At 71.0% G+C, this 15,384-nt stretch carries 14 protein-coding genes and 2 pseudogenes; 9 read left to right on the forward strand and 7 right to left on the reverse strand.

Going from position 1 to position 15,384, the window contains the following annotated elements; genetic code table 11:
* A pseudogene (locus F7R91_RS36720) lies at positions 1-718 on the reverse strand (RNA-guided endonuclease TnpB family protein); the annotation flags it as partial.
* A 23-nt stretch (positions 719-741) separates the two neighbouring features.
* On the opposite strand from F7R91_RS36720, the gene tnpA reads away from it, so the two are divergent.
* The 6 genes from tnpA to F7R91_RS36755 all read left to right on the forward strand — a co-directional run bounded on the left by tnpA (position 742) and on the right by F7R91_RS36755 (position 5,989).
* Entirely contained in the window at positions 742-1,170 is a 429-nt protein-coding gene (tnpA, locus tag F7R91_RS36725) for an IS200/IS605 family transposase (RefSeq protein WP_150955988.1), read from the forward strand.
* A 234-nt stretch (positions 1,171-1,404) separates the two neighbouring features.
* Positions 1,405-2,040: a hypothetical protein gene (locus F7R91_RS36730; RefSeq protein WP_150955991.1), complete on the forward strand. Its 636-nt coding sequence runs from the start codon at positions 1,405-1,407 to the stop codon at positions 2,038-2,040.
* A gap of 90 nt (positions 2,041-2,130) precedes the next feature.
* A complete protein-coding gene (locus F7R91_RS36735; RefSeq protein ID WP_150955994.1) occupies positions 2,131-2,376 on the forward strand; it encodes a ferredoxin in 246 nt (81 codons plus the stop codon).
* Positions 2,333-3,757, forward strand: coding sequence for an NAD(P)/FAD-dependent oxidoreductase (locus tag F7R91_RS36740; protein WP_408056084.1), 1,425 nt, complete (start codon positions 2,333-2,335; stop codon positions 3,755-3,757). The genes F7R91_RS36735 and F7R91_RS36740 overlap by 44 nt, the downstream gene beginning before the upstream one ends.
* Positions 3,758-3,781: 24 nt before the next feature.
* Positions 3,782-5,017: a cytochrome P450 gene (locus F7R91_RS36745; RefSeq protein ID WP_150956001.1), complete on the forward strand. Its 1,236-nt coding sequence runs from the start codon at positions 3,782-3,784 to the stop codon at positions 5,015-5,017.
* Between the two features lie 231 nt (positions 5,018-5,248).
* Complete coding sequence (locus F7R91_RS36755; RefSeq protein ID WP_150956004.1) at positions 5,249-5,989, forward strand: SDR family NAD(P)-dependent oxidoreductase; 741 nt, start codon at positions 5,249-5,251, stop codon at positions 5,987-5,989.
* A gap of 16 nt (positions 5,990-6,005) precedes the next feature.
* On the opposite strand, the pseudogene F7R91_RS36760 reads toward F7R91_RS36755, so the two are convergent.
* A pseudogene (locus tag F7R91_RS36760) lies at positions 6,006-6,577 on the reverse strand (GNAT family N-acetyltransferase).
* A 44-nt stretch (positions 6,578-6,621) separates the two neighbouring features.
* Positions 6,622-7,293, reverse strand: a complete 672-nt coding sequence (locus F7R91_RS36765) for a helix-turn-helix transcriptional regulator (protein WP_225320941.1) — start codon at positions 7,291-7,293, stop codon at positions 6,622-6,624.
* A gap of 91 nt (positions 7,294-7,384) precedes the next feature.
* Here F7R91_RS36765 and F7R91_RS36770 point away from each other — a divergent pair, with 91 nt between their 5' ends.
* Both F7R91_RS36770 and F7R91_RS36775 read left to right on the forward strand, forming a co-directional pair.
* Positions 7,385-7,819 (forward strand): DoxX family protein, encoded by a 435-nt coding sequence (locus F7R91_RS36770; RefSeq protein WP_150956010.1) that lies wholly within the window; start codon positions 7,385-7,387, stop codon positions 7,817-7,819.
* Positions 7,820-7,964: 145 nt separating this feature from the next.
* Positions 7,965-8,609: a phosphoribosyltransferase gene (locus tag F7R91_RS36775; RefSeq protein ID WP_150956013.1), complete on the forward strand. Its 645-nt coding sequence runs from the start codon at positions 7,965-7,967 to the stop codon at positions 8,607-8,609.
* 18 nt (positions 8,610-8,627) lie between these two features.
* Here the strand turns inward: F7R91_RS36775 and F7R91_RS36780 are convergent, their stop codons facing one another.
* A complete protein-coding gene (locus tag F7R91_RS36780) occupies positions 8,628-9,755 on the reverse strand; it encodes a CapA family protein (RefSeq protein ID WP_150956016.1) in 1,128 nt (375 codons plus the stop codon).
* Between the two features lie 60 nt (positions 9,756-9,815).
* Entirely contained in the window at positions 9,816-10,049 is a 234-nt protein-coding gene (locus F7R91_RS36785; protein WP_150956019.1) for a response regulator transcription factor, read from the reverse strand.
* 309 nt (positions 10,050-10,358) lie between these two features.
* Between F7R91_RS36785 and F7R91_RS36790 the strand changes: the two genes are divergently transcribed.
* The gene (locus tag F7R91_RS36790) at positions 10,359-12,815 is read left to right on the forward strand and encodes a SpoIIE family protein phosphatase (protein ID WP_150956022.1); all 2,457 of its coding nucleotides are present in this window, start codon (positions 10,359-10,361) and stop codon (positions 12,813-12,815) included.
* A gap of 88 nt (positions 12,816-12,903) precedes the next feature.
* On the opposite strand, the gene F7R91_RS42340 is transcribed toward F7R91_RS36790, so the two are convergent.
* Positions 12,904-14,148 carry a DUF6777 domain-containing protein gene (locus F7R91_RS42340; protein ID WP_191971752.1) on the reverse strand — a complete coding sequence of 415 codons (1,245 nt, stop codon included), beginning with the start codon at positions 14,146-14,148 and terminating at the stop codon, positions 12,904-12,906.
* Positions 14,149-14,475: 327 nt separating this feature from the next.
* Positions 14,476-15,198 carry a hypothetical protein gene (locus tag F7R91_RS36805; RefSeq protein WP_150957457.1) on the reverse strand — a complete coding sequence of 241 codons (723 nt, stop codon included), beginning with the start codon at positions 15,196-15,198 and terminating at the stop codon, positions 14,476-14,478.
* Positions 15,199-15,384 lie beyond the last annotated feature (186 nt).

The raw sequence follows: 15,384 nt of genomic DNA on the forward strand, positions 1-15,384 counted from the left end.
TGAGACGTCGCTTGGCGGACTTGGTGCGCTTCTTCTGGAGCTTGGCCCGCAAGGCGAGCTGACGCTTGCGGTACCGGTTCAGGCCGCGCCCGGCGGCCTGGTAGCCGGTGGACGTGGTGGCGATGTTCGCGATCCCGAGATCAACGCCGATGAAGCCGTCCGGCTCGTACTGCTCCGCCTCGGGGACCTCGCACACGGCGAGGAGGTAGAACACGCCGTCGCGTTCGATCAGGTCGGATTCGCCCTTGCGGTACTGCTGGAGCATCTTGAGCGCATCGGCGGAGCAGGCGAAGCGCACGTTCTTGAGGCGGCCTGCGGTGGTCCAGATGGACACCGCCTGCGCGTCGTACTGCCAGCTCAGACACCGGTCGTCATACGGCTGCGCGGCCTGGGGCCGGAAGACGACCGGCTTCGCCTGCGCCGTGCGCCGGCGCTTCGAGCCCGGCCTGCCGAGGTTCTGGGCCCGCAGGCCGGCGTGCAGCGTGGTGTAGGCGTCGCGCACCTTCTTGATGACGTGCTGCGCGACCTGAGCGCCGAGCCCGCGTTCCTTGAGCTGCGCATAGGCCAGCTTCCGCAGCGCGTACTCACGCGGCACACCGTTCATGAACGCGACCTCGGAGACCCAGTTGGCCTCCGAGTTGAACGTGTGCATGGTCGCAGCAATCGCCGATGCCTGTGCGGCATCCGGTATCAGCTTGACCTGCGTCACGACCTTCACGAGCAAGATCGTAGCATTGATCTATGTCACCACGCTGGGAGCCAAACCCCAACATCCGCAGGGGCCGAACCGTCACCTACACCCTCCATGCACATTTGGTCTTCACGCCCAAGTACCGGCGCGGCCCGTTCACGGACGAGATCCTTCGCCGCTGCGAAGAGATCATGCGGGACGTCTGCGCCGACTTCGAAACCGAACTGGTCGAGTTCAACGGCGAACGCGATCACGTCCACCTCCTCGTGCACTACCCGCCCAAGGTCGCCATCTCGCGCTTGGTCGGCTCCCTCAAAGGCGTCTCCGCCCGAAGGCTTCGCCAGGAGTTTCCCGCCCACATCCGAAAGTACCTGCGGGGTGATCACTTCTGGTCGCCGTCCTACTTCGCCGCATCCTGCGGCGGCCCACCACTCAGCATCATCAAGGAGTACATCGAGAACCAGAAACGTCCCGCCTGACGTCAACAGTACGGACCCGTGCACCCACACGAGTCAGAGCAGTCCAAAGAAGCGCTTCCTCCCGGGCGTGAACGCCCGGCATTCCGCGCTAGATCATGCTGAAGCCCCTGCCGCCCGGCGGGTGGCCCTGGCCTGTACGGCGTAGCGCGTTCTTCCTCCCGAGTGGCCCCGGTGGCACGAACCCCCGGATCGCTGGTGTCTGGGTACAGAAGGCCGGACAGAGAGCGAGAAGCGATGCAACTGAAGCGCGGGCGCCTCGGGACACCCCGGGCCGCCGGGACAGCCGGGGTCGTGTTCGCGGTCCTGATGGCCACGACGATCATCCTGGTGCGTACCGCTCTGCCCAGCGGGGGCGGCGGGGACGAGATCGACGTGACCGGCGCACAGCTCAACGCCGTGCAGACGGCGCTGGAGCTGCTTCCGTTCGCCGGGATCGCCTTCCTGTGGTTCATGGGCGCGGTGCGCGAGCAGGCCGGTGAGGGAGAGGACCGGTTCGTCTCCACCGTGTTCCTCGGCAGCGGCCTGATCTTCGCGGCCATCCTGTTCGTCAGCGGCGCGGCGGTCGGTACTGTGCTCGACGAGAGCCAGAACGACGCGACCTTCGGCCGCCACTTCGCCTACACCTTGCTGACCACGTACGCGATGCGGATGGCCGCGGTGTTCATCCTCACGGCCTCGACCATCGCCCGCCGGCTCGGCGCCCTCCCGCGCCCGCTCGTCGCCTTCGGCCTGCTGGCCGGTCTGACGCTGCTGGTGGTGGGATCGAGCGTGCCCTGGTCCGAACTGGTCTTCCCGGCCTGGGCGCTGGTCGTCAGCCTGCACATCCTGCGAGGACGCCGCGCAGGCCCGCAGCCGGCGACCCCGACCTGAGCCGGTCCAACCGATCACTCGAACGGTCTTCCCCTCGTCGCCGTCTGCCCTCCGGGCACCGAGGCTGGTCGGAGGGGGTCGACCGGGCCGATGGAGAGGACCGATCACGTGGTAAGGATTGCCGTCGATCTGAACCGCTGTCAGGGGTACGCGCAGTGCGCGTTCCTCGCTCCCGAGATCTTCGTCATGCACGGCGAGGAGGCGCTGCTGTACAACCCGGATGCCGACGAGGCACAGCGCGACAAGCTGGCCCAGGCCGCCGCGGCCTGCCCCGTCCAGGCCATCCTGGTCGATGCCGTGGGCGCTGGGGCCGAGGCGGTGTCCGGTGATCGGTGACGGCTCCCTGGAACGGTTCAAGCGCGAGGGCCGCATTGTCGTGGTCGGCGCCTCGCTGGCGGGCCTGCGGGCTGCGGAAGCCCTGCGCGACAAGGGTTTCGCGGGTTCTCTGACGGTGATCGGTGACGAGCCCCACGAGCCGTACGACCGGCCTCCGCTGTCCAAACAGGTACTGCTGGGCAAGGCGGTCGCCGACCGTACGGCGCTGCCCAGGCTGCGGTCGGTCGACGCGACCTGGCGGCTCGGTGTCGCCGCCGCCGGCCTGGACATGGCCGGCAGACGGGTGCGGCTGGCCGACGGCGACGAGGTGCCGTACGACCGCCTGCTGATCGCCACCGGAGTGCGGGCGCGCCCGTGGCCGCGCGAGGCCGAGGCGGAACTCGACGGGGTCTTCGTGCTGCGGACCCGCAACGACGGCGCAGCGCTCGCACGGCGGCTCGCCGCGGGGCCCAAGCGGGTTCTGGTCATCGGCGCCGGGTTCACCGGCTCGGAGATCGCCTCCGCCTGCCGCGAGCGCGGCCTCGCCGTCACCGTCGCCGAGCGCGGCTCGGCGCCCCTGGTCGGCGCGCTCGGCGGGGTGGTCGGCGCGGTCTCCGCCGAGATGCAGCGCGAGCACGGTGTGGACCTGCGGACCGGGGTCATGGTGACCGCTCTGGAGGGCGATGCCTCGGGACGGGTGCGCGCGGCGCACCTGTCCGACGGCTCCACCGTGGAGACCGACCTGGTGATCATCTCTCTCGGTGCCACCCGCAACACCGAGTGGCTCGCCGGGTCCGGGCTGGGGGCCGGCCCCCGCGGCATCGCCTGCGACGCGGGCTGCCGCGCCTTCGACGTCCGCGGCATTGTGACCGACGACATCTACGCGGCCGGCGACGTCGCCCGCTGCCCGCACCCCCTGTTCGGCTACCAGTTCCTGTCCCTGGAGCACTGGGGCAACGCCGTCACGCAGGCTCGGATCGCGGCGCACAACATGCTCAGCGAGAGCATCGACCGGATCCCGCACATGGAGGTGCCGGCCTTCTGGTCCTCGCAGTTCGGAGTCAACATCAAGTCCGTCGGGGTGCCGTCGCTGGGGACGGAGATCCTCATCGCGCAGGGCTCGCTCAAGGATCACCGGTTCGTCGGCGTCTACGGCTACCAGGGGCGCGTCATCGGGGCGGTCGCCTTCGACCAGGCCCGGTGGCTGCCGTTCTACCAGGAGCTGATCGAGACCACCGCGCCGTTCCCGCCGCCGTTCCCCACGGTCGACCGGCACTCGGACGGAGCGCGGCCGCTCGACGCGGACTTCCCCGACCCGTCGATTCCCACCCACGGGCCCACTGTGACCCTTAGCGGATACTCGCCGGCCGACCGCCGGATGACGTTCACCCCCGCGCACTGACCCGCACGGCCACGAGGACTCGCCATGACGCAATCCGCACTGCACCAGATCCTGGACTACGCCAACCGCCCGAATCCGTACCCGATCTACGAAGAGCTGCGGAAGACGCCGGTGTTCCACGAGGACGACGGGCCGTACGTCATCAGCACCTACTACGAGATCCGCAGCCTGCTGCACGATCCCCGGATCAGCTCCGACGCCCGCAATCTGACCTCGACCACCGGCGGCGGGCCGGCCGAGCCGCCCCAGGAGGAGAGCGCCCTGCCGCCGGGCTTCCTGAAGCTCGACCCGCCGGAACACGACCGGCTGCGACGCATGACGAACCGGCCCTTCGGCCCGCCGCACTCCCCCCACCGGGTCGACGGAATGCGCGAAGAGCTCCATGACATCGTCTCCGGCCTCATCGACGGCATCGGCGACACGGGCCGCATCGACCTGGTGGAACAGTTCTCGTATCCCTTCCCGGTGACGGTGATCTGCCGGCTGCTCGGGGTGCCCCGCGAGGACGAGGCGCGCTTCCACACCTGGGCGGACACCCTCGCCGCGAGCCTGGACCCCGACCCGGACGCGGATCCCGCCGGGCGGGGGAAGGAGGCGCACGACGCCCGTATGGAACTGGGCATGTATCTGGCCGGCCTGATCGAGGAGCGCCGCAAGAACCCCGGCGAGGACATGCTCTCCCAGCTGGCGACGGCCAAGGGCGGGGACGGTCCGATGAGCACGATGGAACTGCTCAGCACCGCGGCGCTGCTGCTGATCGCGGGGCACGAGACCACCGTCAACCTCATCACCAACGGAATGCTGACCCTGCTGCGCCGTCCCGACGTCCTGCAACGGCTGCGCGAGGATCCGAAGCTGGCCGTGCCCCTCGTCGAAGAGCTCCTGCGCTTCGAGCCGCCGGTACAACTCCTGCCCCAGCGCACCACTCTCGCCGACATCGAGGTCCGTGGCGTCACCATCCCGAAGGGCGCCTCGCTCTGGCTGGTCCTGGCGTCCGGCAACCGCGACCCGCAGCGCTTCGAGAACCCGGACCGCTTCGACCCGGACCGCCGGGACATCCAGCACCTCGGCCTGGGCAGCGGCATCCACAGCTGTTTCGGCGCACCGCTCGCCCGGCTGGAGGCCCAGACCGCCCTGTCGGAGCTGGCCCGGCGGATGGAGAACCCCCGTCTGCTGGAGGACCCGCCCCCCTACCGGCAGAACGCCGTACTGCGCGGGCCCCGGCATCTGCCCATCGCCTGCGACGGGATCCGTCCCTAGGGGGTGTCGTTTGGATCAGGCTGGCCGTGAGAAGCGGCGCCTATCAGCCAAGTCGAGCGGGGTGTGGTGCGTGCAGCTGCAAGGCGGAGGAGGGCGTCAACGCGGAGCGGTGGCAACCGACGACAACGCGGCAGATGTGCGTGCCACACCCCGCGACGCCGGCATGGTCCAAACGACACCCCCTGGTCGGCCGGCCTGTGACAGTGAGCAGCCATGGCAAGATCCGCGTCCATGAGGAGTGAACAAGCGGACCGGCCCGTCGCGCTGGTCACCGGGTCCACCTCCGGGATCGGGGAGGCCGTCGCCCGGAGGCTGGCGGCGGACGGCATGCGGGTCGTGGTGCACTCGCGACGCAGTGCGCAGGCCGGGGAGGCGCTGGCGGCGGAGCTCGGCGGGGCGTATGTGCGGGCCGACCTGGCGGTGGAGGACGAGGCCCGCGGGCTGGTCGAGGCGGCGCTCGGCCGGTACGGGCGGCTGGACGTGCTCGTGAACAACGCGGGCATCAGCCGGCCGATCCCGCACGACGATCTGGCCGCGGCGACACCGGCGGACTGGCGACAGCTGCTGGAGGTGAACCTGATCGCGCCATGGGTGCTGTGCACGGCGGCACTGCCGACGCTGCGTCAATCCCCCGTGGGCGGAAGCATCGTGAACATCACCAGCCATGCCGGGGTGCGGCCCAAGGGCTCGTCGGTGCCGTATGCGGCGAGCAAGGCCGCGCTGAACCACGTGACCCGGCTGCTCGCCGCCGCGCTCGCGCCCGAGGTGCGGGTCAACGCGGTGGCCCCGGGGCTGGTGGACACACCCATGACCAAGGACTGGGCCCACGCGCACGAAGTGTGGCGAAACCGCGCGCCCATGCGCCGCCCCGCCCAACCCGCGGACGTGGCCGACGTGGTGGCGTCGCTGATCGCCCACACCTATCTCACCGGAGAGGTCATCATGCTCGACGGCGGGCTGAACCTGACCTGAGCACCAGGCCCGAGGGTCAGCCCAGATCGAGCCGCATCAGGATCCGGGGTGGCCGGCCAGCACCGAGGTGGTGTCGGCGGCGTGGGTGAATCCGGCGCGTTCGAAGTTCTTCCGGATCCCGGCGTACGCCATCGTCATGTCGACCCGCGCGTCTCCGTTGTCGAGGGGGTACGCCTCGATCACCGGTGCGCCGTGGGCGCGGGCGAACTCGACCGCACCGGCGATGAGAGCGTGCGAGATGCCCTGCTTGCGGTGACCGGGCCGTACGCGGATGCACCACAGGGACCAGACCGGGAGGTCGTCGATGTGCGGGATCTTGCGGCTGTGCGCGAAGGAGGTGTCCGAGCGCGGAGCCACGGCGGCCCAGCCGACCGGCTCGTCGCCGTCGTAGGCAAGGACCCCCGGAGGGGGTTGCGACCGGCACAGTTCGGCGACGTACTCACCACGGGCCGGGCCCCGGAGCTCGTTGTTGAGCTTCGACGGGATCCGGTAGCTCAGGCACCAGCAGACGTTGGAGTCGGGCGACTTCGGACCGAGCAGGGCGTGGACGTCGTCGAAGACCGAAGCCGGCCGCACTTCGATGGTCATGGCACCACCCTGTCACGGCGCGTACGGCGACGCTGCCGCCTTGATCAGGCGAGAGGCTCCAGTCGTACGCAGCACCGGCCGGGCGTAGGGGCCAAAGACGCCGCAAGCCCGGTCTCGCCCAGCCCGTGGAGGACACCGCGCAGCAGATGCAGGTTCATCCCGCACACGGTCTCGGTGTGCTCCCGGGCCAGAGCGTGGAAGGGGCAGTTGACCAGCACGATGACGCCTTCCTCGTGCCGCGGCTCGAAGCCGTACAGCTCAAGCACACCGAACAGGTTCGCGTCCCGCTGGCCGCCCAGCCGAGTGCCGAGCTCTTCGGCCGTGCGGTGCAGCACGTCCCGCACCGGCGCACCGGTTGCGCCGGACTCCTCCACGGCCCGGGCAAGGAGCTGTCCGGCCAGCTCGTAGCGGCGGTCCGGGAGGCTGACCGCGACCTGCTTCGTCGAGCGCCGGTACAGCTTGGCCGGCCTGCCGGCCCCCGGGCCCGCCCGTCCGCTGCGACGCTCGTAGACGACGTCGAGCAGTGATTCCTCGGCGAGCCGGTCGAGATGGAACGCCGCGGTCTGGCGAGCCAGGCCCAGGGCGGCGGCCGCCTCGTCCCGGCTGACGGGTGCCGGCTGGCGCACCACATGGTCGTACAGCCGTCTGCGCGTCGGCTCGTCCAGGGCTGCGATGGCGGAGACGTCGGTGTCGCGTGCTTCGTTCGTGGCGTCCACGGCACCAGTGTAAAACCCATGGCCATTGACTAAAGAAGAAATCCGCGCTTCTATCGTTAATGAGAGTTGTCGATAGAAGGAGAGGTCGGCCATGTCCTCAGTGACCACACGCGCCACGTCCGCGGACTCCAGGCATACGCTGCTCGGCGATCCCGGCTACCAGGCGTTCCTGATCCTGCGCACCGGCTTCGCCGTGGCGCCGATCCTCTTCGGGCTGGACAAGTTCGCCAACCTGCTCGTGGACTGGCCCGCCTACCTCGCGCCGTGGATCAACGACATCGTCCCCGGCAGCGCCCAGACGGCCATGTACGTGGTCGGCGTGATCGAAATCGTGGCAGGCGTCGCCGTGGCCCTCGCTCCGCGCTTCGGAGCCTGGCTGGTGGCCGGCTGGCTGGCGGGCATCATCATCAACCTCCTGACGATCCCCGACTATTACGACATCGCGCTGCGCGACTTCGGTCTGCTCCTCGGTGCGGTCGCCCTCGCGCGGCTCGCGGCGCGCTATCAGGGCACGCGGGAGCATTGACCGGGCGCGGACCACAACGGGAGTGAGCGCTCGGCCGGGCGGGCAGAGGGCGGTGGTGTGGACGCCGGCCCATCGGGGTACGCGGTGGCACGTGAGATGCACGCCGCACCGTCTTCTGCCCGGTGCCGTGAGAAAGAAGAAGCACATGCAGTTCCGTGACCGCAAGCAGGCGGGACAGGAACTGGCGGAACGGCTGCGGATCCTGCAGGAGAAAGGGGCGCTTCCGCATCCCGTGGTGCTCGCCCTGCCCCGCGGCGGAGTCGCGGTCGCCCGCGAAGTCGCGTCGGTGCTTCAGGCCCCCCTCGATGTGCTGGTCGTACGGAAGATCGGCGCCCCCTTCCATGAGGAGTTCGGTGTCGGCGCGATCGCGGGTGACGATCCTCCCCTCTTCGACGAGCGGACCCTGGACCGGCTGGGCATGAGCGTGGCGTCCCTCGCGGACGTGGTGGAACGCGAACGGAAGGAACTGCGGCGCCGCGAGGAGCACTACCGGCAGGGGCGGCCGGCGCCGGAGTTGCGCGGCCGGACCGTGATCGTCGTCGACGACGGACTGGCGACCGGTTCCACGGCACGGGCCGCCTTGCGCGCCGTACGGCATCAGGCACCCGAGCGGGTGGTCCTGGCCGTGCCGGTCAGCTCACCGGAGGCGGCCGATCTGATGAGGGAAGAGGCTGACGAGGTGGTCTGCCTCCACCGGCCGAGGGGGTTCATGGCCGTCGGCGAGTGGTACGAGGATTTCGCTCAGCTGACGGACACCGATGTCCTGGAGGCGCTGCACGACGATCGGTGAGCGGGCCTGCCGGGCAGCTCATTCGTAGGTGTCGGCGGCGGCGGACTTCTCGCACGAGAGCGTCCCGTCGGGCTTCTGGCCGACGCGCACACCGTCGCTGATGCGGTCGAGGGTGGTGCACAGCCACGCACGGTCCTCGTCCGGGGCGGGCTCCAGGCGCATACGGCGGGCCTGGAGCGGAACCATGTCCAGGCCGACCAGGCGGCCCGAGTCCGCCGCCACCGTGACGAGGTAGGCGATCCGGAGGTCGTCGCGGTACTCGGCGTAGCCCGCGATGCCCTCGTAGTCGTCGATGAAGTCGCCGCAGCCGTGGAGGATCAGCCGGTCCCGGTAGACCTCGACGGGGCGTGGATGGTGCGAGGAGTGCCCGTGGACGATGTCGACTCCGCCGTCCACCAGGGTGTGTCCGAAGCGGAGTTGATCCTGGGGAACGCGGTAGCCCCAGTTGGACCCCCAGTGGACGGACACGACCACGATGTCGCCCGGCCGCCTCTGCTGCCGCACACGCCGGACCACCGTGGCGGCGGAATCGGCCGACAGGTCGGGAACGTACGCGACCCCCGGCAGATCGGCGCTCGCCGCCCAGCCGTGCGGGACGCCACTGGACGGTGTCCCGAGGGCGAAGACCAGTACGCGGCCCCCGGCCGGGAGGGGAACCGCGATGGGTGCACACGCCTCGTCGGCGCTCCGTCCCGCACCCGCTGCCCGCAGCCCCGCGCCGTTCAGCGCATCCAGCGTCTCCTCCAGACCCGCGCGGCCGAAGTCCAGCACATGGTTGTTGGCCAGGACGCAGACGTCGGGACCGGCCACCGCCAGAGCGGGGAGGTTGGCCGGGTGCATGCGGTAGTGGACCGCCTTGGCGGGAGCGAACGCGCCGCTGCGTGTCACGGCCGTCTCCAGATTGACGATACGGACGTCCGGGGCGGCTTCCTCCAGCACCCGCAGCGCGTCGCCCCACGGCCAGGACGGAGCGACCGGCGCCGGAATCGGCCCGTTGGCCGACTCCGCCAGACGCACGTAGGTCAGGGCGTCCCGGACGTAGCCCTCCCGCAGCGCCGGATCCCCGGGCCGCTCCAGGATCTGATCGACACCGCGCCCGAGCATCACATCGCCGCAGACGAACAGCGTCACCACGCCCTCGGCCATACCCCCACCCTAGGAGCCGCCTGTCACGGTGGCCGATGGTCTGCTGGGGAGTTGGGGGTGTCAGAGACCGACGGAGATGGCCCATCGGGTGAGTTCGGCGGTGGTGTTGATGTTGAGCTTGGTGCGGATACGGCGGAGGTAGGCGTCGATCGTGTGCGGGGAGAGCCCCATCTGGCGGGCGGCCTGGAGGTAGGTGCAGCCGGAGGCGATGTGGTGGAGGGTTTCCAACTCGCGGGGGGCCAGTGCGGGGGTGGGAGCTTCGGTGTGCGTGGTGGGGGTGGGAGTGAGGCTCATGGGATGTCTCCGCCGGATCGGCTCGGTCGTCACTGCTCACACCGTCGGAAGCAGAGGGCAAATGCCGTATTGAGGCTGTTTGTCCGCTTTTAAGAATGCTGTCTGGGTGACGTCATGCCCGTGTCCGCCGACTGTCACAGGCCTGTCACAGGCCAAGATCAGCCGGTTGCGGTTCGTGAGAACGGGCACCCCGATGCGCGTTCAGGGCGCGAGCCGGCCAGGGGGACGTCGGGTTGGTGCTCGGCGCTCGTGAGGATCATGCTGGTGAGGGGGGCCCGGCCGTGCGGGTTGGCGAAGGGCTGATGAGTGATGATGGACCGTTTTCCCTCTCCTCCCGGTGAGCAGGCGCCGACGGGCGCCGCGACGGGGCCGGCGTACACGGCTTCGGCGATGGTCGACGAACGCGGCATGGTGACGGGATGGAGCGAGGGGGCCCGTCGGCTTCTGGGCTATGTGTCCTCCCAGGTGGTGGGGCATCCGGCCGCGCGGCTGCTGGCCGAGGGGATCGCGGATGCGGGCGAGGGCATGTGGCGGGGTGCGGCCGGGGGACGGCGGTGGAGCGGCACCGTGGTGCTGCGGCACCGGGACGGTCGCCGCCTGGAGCGCCGGCTGCTCGCACACCGCCGCAGGCCGGGCGGCCGCCACACGGAGTGGCTGGTGGTGTCCGCCGTGGCGGGCGAGCCGGACCCGCCCGCCGGTGGTGCGGGATCGCTGACTGCCGAGGGGCTGGGGGAGTGGGTGTTCCGTCAGTCGCCCAGCCTGCTGGCGGTCTTCGACACAGGCCTGCGGCTGGTGCGGGCGAATGCGGGCATGCAACGGGCCTTGTCGCTGTCCGAGGAGGAGATGCGAGGGCTGCGGCTGCCGGAGATCGCACCCGATCCGGTGAGCGATCAGGCCGAGGCGGCCATGCGTCTGGTGGTGGCCGGCAACGAGGTGCAGGAAATGGAGGCGTGCGTCGGCCCCGCGGGTGTCGGTGCGGAGTACGGCTGGCCGGCGTCGCTCGCTCCCCTGAAGGATGCCGGCGGGCGGGTGCGAGCGGTGTGTCTGGCGGCGCATCATCCGCTCCCCGGCCAGCTCGCGGGGCAGCGGATGCAGTGGCTGGACGAGGCGAAAACCCGTATCGGCACCACTTCGGACGTGCAGCGCACCGCGCAGGAGCTGACCGACGTCGCCGTACCCCGTCTTGCGGACTTCGCCGCCGTGGACCTGCTGCCGGACGTCCCCCGGCGAGGCGATGACGAGCCTTCCGTCCCCGCGGCCGTGCCGCTCACACTGCGCCGCACCGCCGTCGCCTCGGTCGTCGGGGCGGGCCCCGAGGTGGGGGAGTCGCTGCGCTATCCGGCCCTCTCGCCGGTGACCCGGTGCGTGGCCGAGGGCCGCGGCGCGGTGTACGGGGCGGGCGATCCGGCCGTTGCCGCCTGGGCGGAGCAGGACCGTCAGGCCGTCTGGCTGCGCGAGTCGGAGGTGCATTCGGTGATGGTGGTGCCCGTGCGGGGCCAGGACGGCGTCACGCTCGGTACGGCGCTGCTGGGCCGCCACCGGCGCCGGGAGCCCTTCGATGCCGGGGACCTGGCCGCGGCGGAGGAACTGACCTTCCGTGCGGGCGTCGCCATGCACGCCGCGCGCCGTCCGGCCCGGGAGCACACCACGACGATGACGCTCCAGCGCAGTCTGCTGCCGCAGACGCTGCCGGACCAGCAGGCGTTGGACATCGCCACCCGCTATCTGCCGGCCGGCGGACGCGCCGGGGTGGGCGGTGACTGGTTCGACGTCATCCCGCTGTCGGGGACGCGGGTTGCTCTGGTGGTGGGCGACGTCGTCGGTCACGGTATCCGGGCGTCGGCCACCATGGGCCGGGTACGGACCGCGGTGCGGACCCTGGCCGATGTCGATCTGCCGCCGGACGAACTGCTCACCCACCTCGACGACCTGGTCATCCACCTGTCGGCGGAGGAAAGCGGCGCGGAAGGCGCGGCCGAGAGCGCCGGGGGCATCGGCACGACCTGCCTGTACGCGGTCTACGACCCCGTCTCCCGGGGCCTGAGCCTGGCCCGGGCCGGGCATCCCCCGCCCGCGGTGGTGACCCCGGACGGTGCGGTCCGCTTCCTGGATGTGCCGCCCGGCCCGCCGCTGGGCCTGGGCGGACTGCCGTTCGAGACGTTCGAGACCGAACTGCCCGCCGGCAGCCTGCTCGCGCTGTACACCGACGGTCTGCTCGCGGCCCGCGAGCACGACATCGACGAGGCACTGGACCAGATGTTCAGGGCACTGGCCCGCCCCGCGGGCACACTGGACGCGGTCTGCGACCGGATCCTGACCTCCATGCTCGCCCACCGGCCCGACGACGACATCGCCCTGCTCGTCGCCCGCACCCGCTCCCTCGACTCGGGCCGCGTCGCGACCTGGGACGTGGCCTTCGACCCCTCCGCAGTTGCCCGGGCACGCCAGCAGGCCACCGAGCAGCTCACCGCCTGGCAGCTGGACGAGGCCTCGTTCATCACCGAGCTCGTGGTCAGCGAACTCGTCACCAACGCCATCCGCTACGGCCGCCCGCCGGTCCGGCTGCGCCTGATCCACGCCGGCACCACCCTCATCTGCGAGGTCTACGACTCCGCCGGCACCGCCCCCCACATGCGCCGTGCCCGCGTCTTCGACGAGGGAGGCCGGGGCCTGCTGCTGGTCGGCCAGCTCGCCCAGCGCTGGGGCTCACGGCACACCGTCGCCGGGAAGACCGTGTGGGCGGAGCAATTCCTTGACCCGGACTGACCCCCGACTGAGCGGACTTACCGGACTGACGGGACCGGCGCGGCGGCCGACGAGCGGGTGGCAGTGCCCGGTGGTCCGACCGTGCAGGTCACGGGGCGGGTGGACTACCAGGCGCGGCCGGTTGCTGCGGTCGGCTTGCCGGGGGTGCGGAGGTGGCGTCGTCCGGGGCTGCCTTCTCGGGTGCCGCCGGTTCCGGTTCCGGTGGCGAGGGTGGGTCGGCAGGTGCCGGGTCGGCTGGGGCCGGGTCGGCCGGGGCAGGTGCCGGGTCGGCCGGGGCAGGGTCCGGGTTGGCCGGGGGCGCCGCGGGGGAGGAGGTGGGCGGCTGGCCGGGCCCGGGTGAGGAGGCGTCCTTCGCGGTCTTGTCCTTCGGCCGGCTGGTCGTCGTCTCCGGCGCGGGCGGTTGGTGCTCGGGCGGTGGTGAGGTCGTCGGGTCGTGCGGGTGGGCCCTCCGGGTGGGGTGGTCTTCCTGCGTGGGGCTGGTCGTGACGAATGTCTGTACCGGGCGGGGTGTGGGGGTGACGGTGATGACGTCGGAGGGCCGGTAGCCGGGCCATGCGTTGTGTGTATCGCGAGGCGGGGCCTGCCGCGGAGCGGGGGGTGTCAGCGGGTTGCCGCAGGCGCAGCGCACCCGGGGTGTGCCGTGGCGGTCCACCAGGACCGAGGTGCCGGCCTGCAGGACGGCCGGGTAGCTGGTGGCTCTCCCGTTCCGGTAGCCGTGATTGGTGACAAGGGTGTCGGTGGTGAGCTTGAGGGGAGTGAGGGTGCGCAGGTAGGAGGGGACGCGGGACGGCTTGAGCCCGAGCGTCGAAGCAAAGGCCCGGTTCTTCGGCGCATGGGCCCCGAGCGTGGTGATCTGCCGGTTCACATTGCAGCGGGCGGCCTGGCGCGTTCCGCCGTACAGGCCGGGCGCGTCGCCGTTCACGCTGCGCGTCACCGTGCCCGCGGCCGGGGCCGCCGGTGCGGCGTCCTCCTGTACGACCGGCTCGGTGAAGGGATCCGGGCCGGTGGCGCCGGCGGCCTGAAGAAAGACCTCGCCCCGTTGTTGCGGGGCGCCGGTGGGATGGGTGAGGACGAGGCCCAGGGCCAGAGCGAGCGCCGCCACGACGGCGGTGGTGATCAGGGCCGTCCGCGGTGTGGGCGTGCCCCGTCGGCGCCGTGACCGGCCGCCCGGTTCGCCGTGGCCCGTCCCGTTCGCGTCCTCGGGGTCCGGCGGGCGGGTGCCGCCGCCCGACAGGGGACCTGCGGGAGGACCCGGGGGAAGGGGAATGGCGGGTGGAGGACTGGTGGGAGGGCCGCCGGCGGAGTTGTCGGACGGCCGCGGGCTGCTGTTCACGGGCCCTGCTCCCCCGTATCAGGGCCGGCAGAGCACCGGCCGGCGGCCTGCTCTCCGCACCGGGTACGCCGACGTGCCCCGCACTCTTGACGTCCCCCGCACTCTGACGGAGCGGGCGGGCACTCCCGCGCCCGTGACGTGGGTGAGGGTGAGGCGCTGGTCTCGATCGCCTGCGGGCTGGTGGTCGCAGCGGCGTGGCGTCGGCAATGCGTCGGGGACATGAGTGCGGTTCCTTTCGGGGCAAGGGTGGGTCCGAAGACGGCGACGGGGTGAAGGCCGTGGGAGCCTTCACCCCGTCGCACTGGGGGTGGTGATCCGGGCGTTGCCTTATACCGCCGGGGCGGGTGCGGCCGGGGCCGGCTCAGCGGGCGCCGGTGCCGGCGGGGCCGGCGGGGCCGGGTCGGCCGGGGCGGGCGCCGGGTCGGCAGGTGCCGGGTCGGCCGGAGCGGGGGCCGGGTCGGCGGGCGCCGGGGCGGCCGGATCGGGCTTCGCCGGGTCGGGCTTGGCCGGGTCGGGCTTGGCCGGGTCCGGCTTTGCGGGGTCGGGCTTGGCCGGGTCGGGCTTCGCGGGGTCCGGCTTACCGTGATCGGGCTTCTCGTTGTGCTCGTGCTGCTGGACCTCGTGCTCGTCCTTCCAGTGGTCCTGGTACTTGTCCCAGTGCTCCTCGTGGTGCCGGTGCTTCTTCCAGAAGTAGTAGTCGTTGTAGGAGTCCCAGAAGTACCACTTCTTGTGGTGCTTGATGATGAAGTAGCAGTCGTAGTGGTCGTCCCAGTAGTACTTGTAGTACTTGCCCCAGCAGTAGTACTTCTTGTGCTTCTTGTGCTGCTTCTTGTGCTTGTTGTGGTACTTGCTCCAGCAGTAATTCTTGTGCTTGCCGTGATGTGCGGGGGCCATGGTCGGCGATGCCTCGGGCATCGGGGCCGCCGTTGCGGCGGTGGCCGGCAGGATGACGCCTCCGCCCACGACCACGGCCGAGGCCACCGCGGTGGCGAGGGTCAGCCGGCGCTTGGGTCGGGTTTCGTCGTCCTGCTTGCGGAATATGCGGTTCACGTTTCCTCCTGAAGGGAACGGCACGTTCACGTGCCCGGGGCCTCGTTTCGGATGCGGTGTATTCGGTGAGGCCCGCACTTCAAGTAGGCCCGCACGGCCCCTTCGGGTCATGTTCCGAGGGCTCGGGACTTGACGGATTCATAAGCGCCGGGTAAACGCGAAACCGCTCCGCAGTTCGTGAGCGGG

Source organism: Streptomyces luteolifulvus, from assembly GCF_008806595.1.
GTDB classification, from domain to species: Bacteria; Actinomycetota; Actinomycetes; order Streptomycetales; family Streptomycetaceae; genus Streptomyces; species Streptomyces luteolifulvus.

What these genes read in the sequence shown, in the direction of transcription:
- tnpA (WP_150955988.1), top strand. Translation starts at nt 742, where the DNA reads ATGTCACCACGCTGGGAGCCAAACCCCAACATCCGCAGGGGCCGAACC.
- F7R91_RS36730 (WP_150955991.1), top strand. Translation starts at nt 1,405, where the DNA reads ATGCAACTGAAGCGCGGGCGCCTCGGGACACCCCGGGCCGCCGGGACA.
- F7R91_RS36735 (WP_150955994.1), top strand. Translation starts at nt 2,131, where the DNA reads ATGGAGAGGACCGATCACGTGGTAAGGATTGCCGTCGATCTGAACCGC.
- F7R91_RS36740 (WP_408056084.1), top strand. Translation starts at nt 2,333, where the DNA reads ATGCCGTGGGCGCTGGGGCCGAGGCGGTGTCCGGTGATCGGTGACGGC.
- F7R91_RS36745 (WP_150956001.1), top strand. Translation starts at nt 3,782, where the DNA reads ATGACGCAATCCGCACTGCACCAGATCCTGGACTACGCCAACCGCCCG.
- F7R91_RS36755 (WP_150956004.1), top strand. Translation starts at nt 5,249, where the DNA reads ATGAGGAGTGAACAAGCGGACCGGCCCGTCGCGCTGGTCACCGGGTCC.
- F7R91_RS36770 (WP_150956010.1), top strand. Translation starts at nt 7,385, where the DNA reads ATGTCCTCAGTGACCACACGCGCCACGTCCGCGGACTCCAGGCATACG.
- F7R91_RS36775 (WP_150956013.1), top strand. Translation starts at nt 7,965, where the DNA reads ATGCAGTTCCGTGACCGCAAGCAGGCGGGACAGGAACTGGCGGAACGG.
- F7R91_RS36780 (WP_150956016.1), bottom strand. Translation starts at nt 9,755, where the DNA reads ATGGCCGAGGGCGTGGTGACGCTGTTCGTCTGCGGCGATGTGATGCTC.
- F7R91_RS36785 (WP_150956019.1), bottom strand. Translation starts at nt 10,049, where the DNA reads ATGAGCCTCACTCCCACCCCCACCACGCACACCGAAGCTCCCACCCCC.
- F7R91_RS36790 (WP_150956022.1), top strand. Translation starts at nt 10,359, where the DNA reads ATGATGGACCGTTTTCCCTCTCCTCCCGGTGAGCAGGCGCCGACGGGC.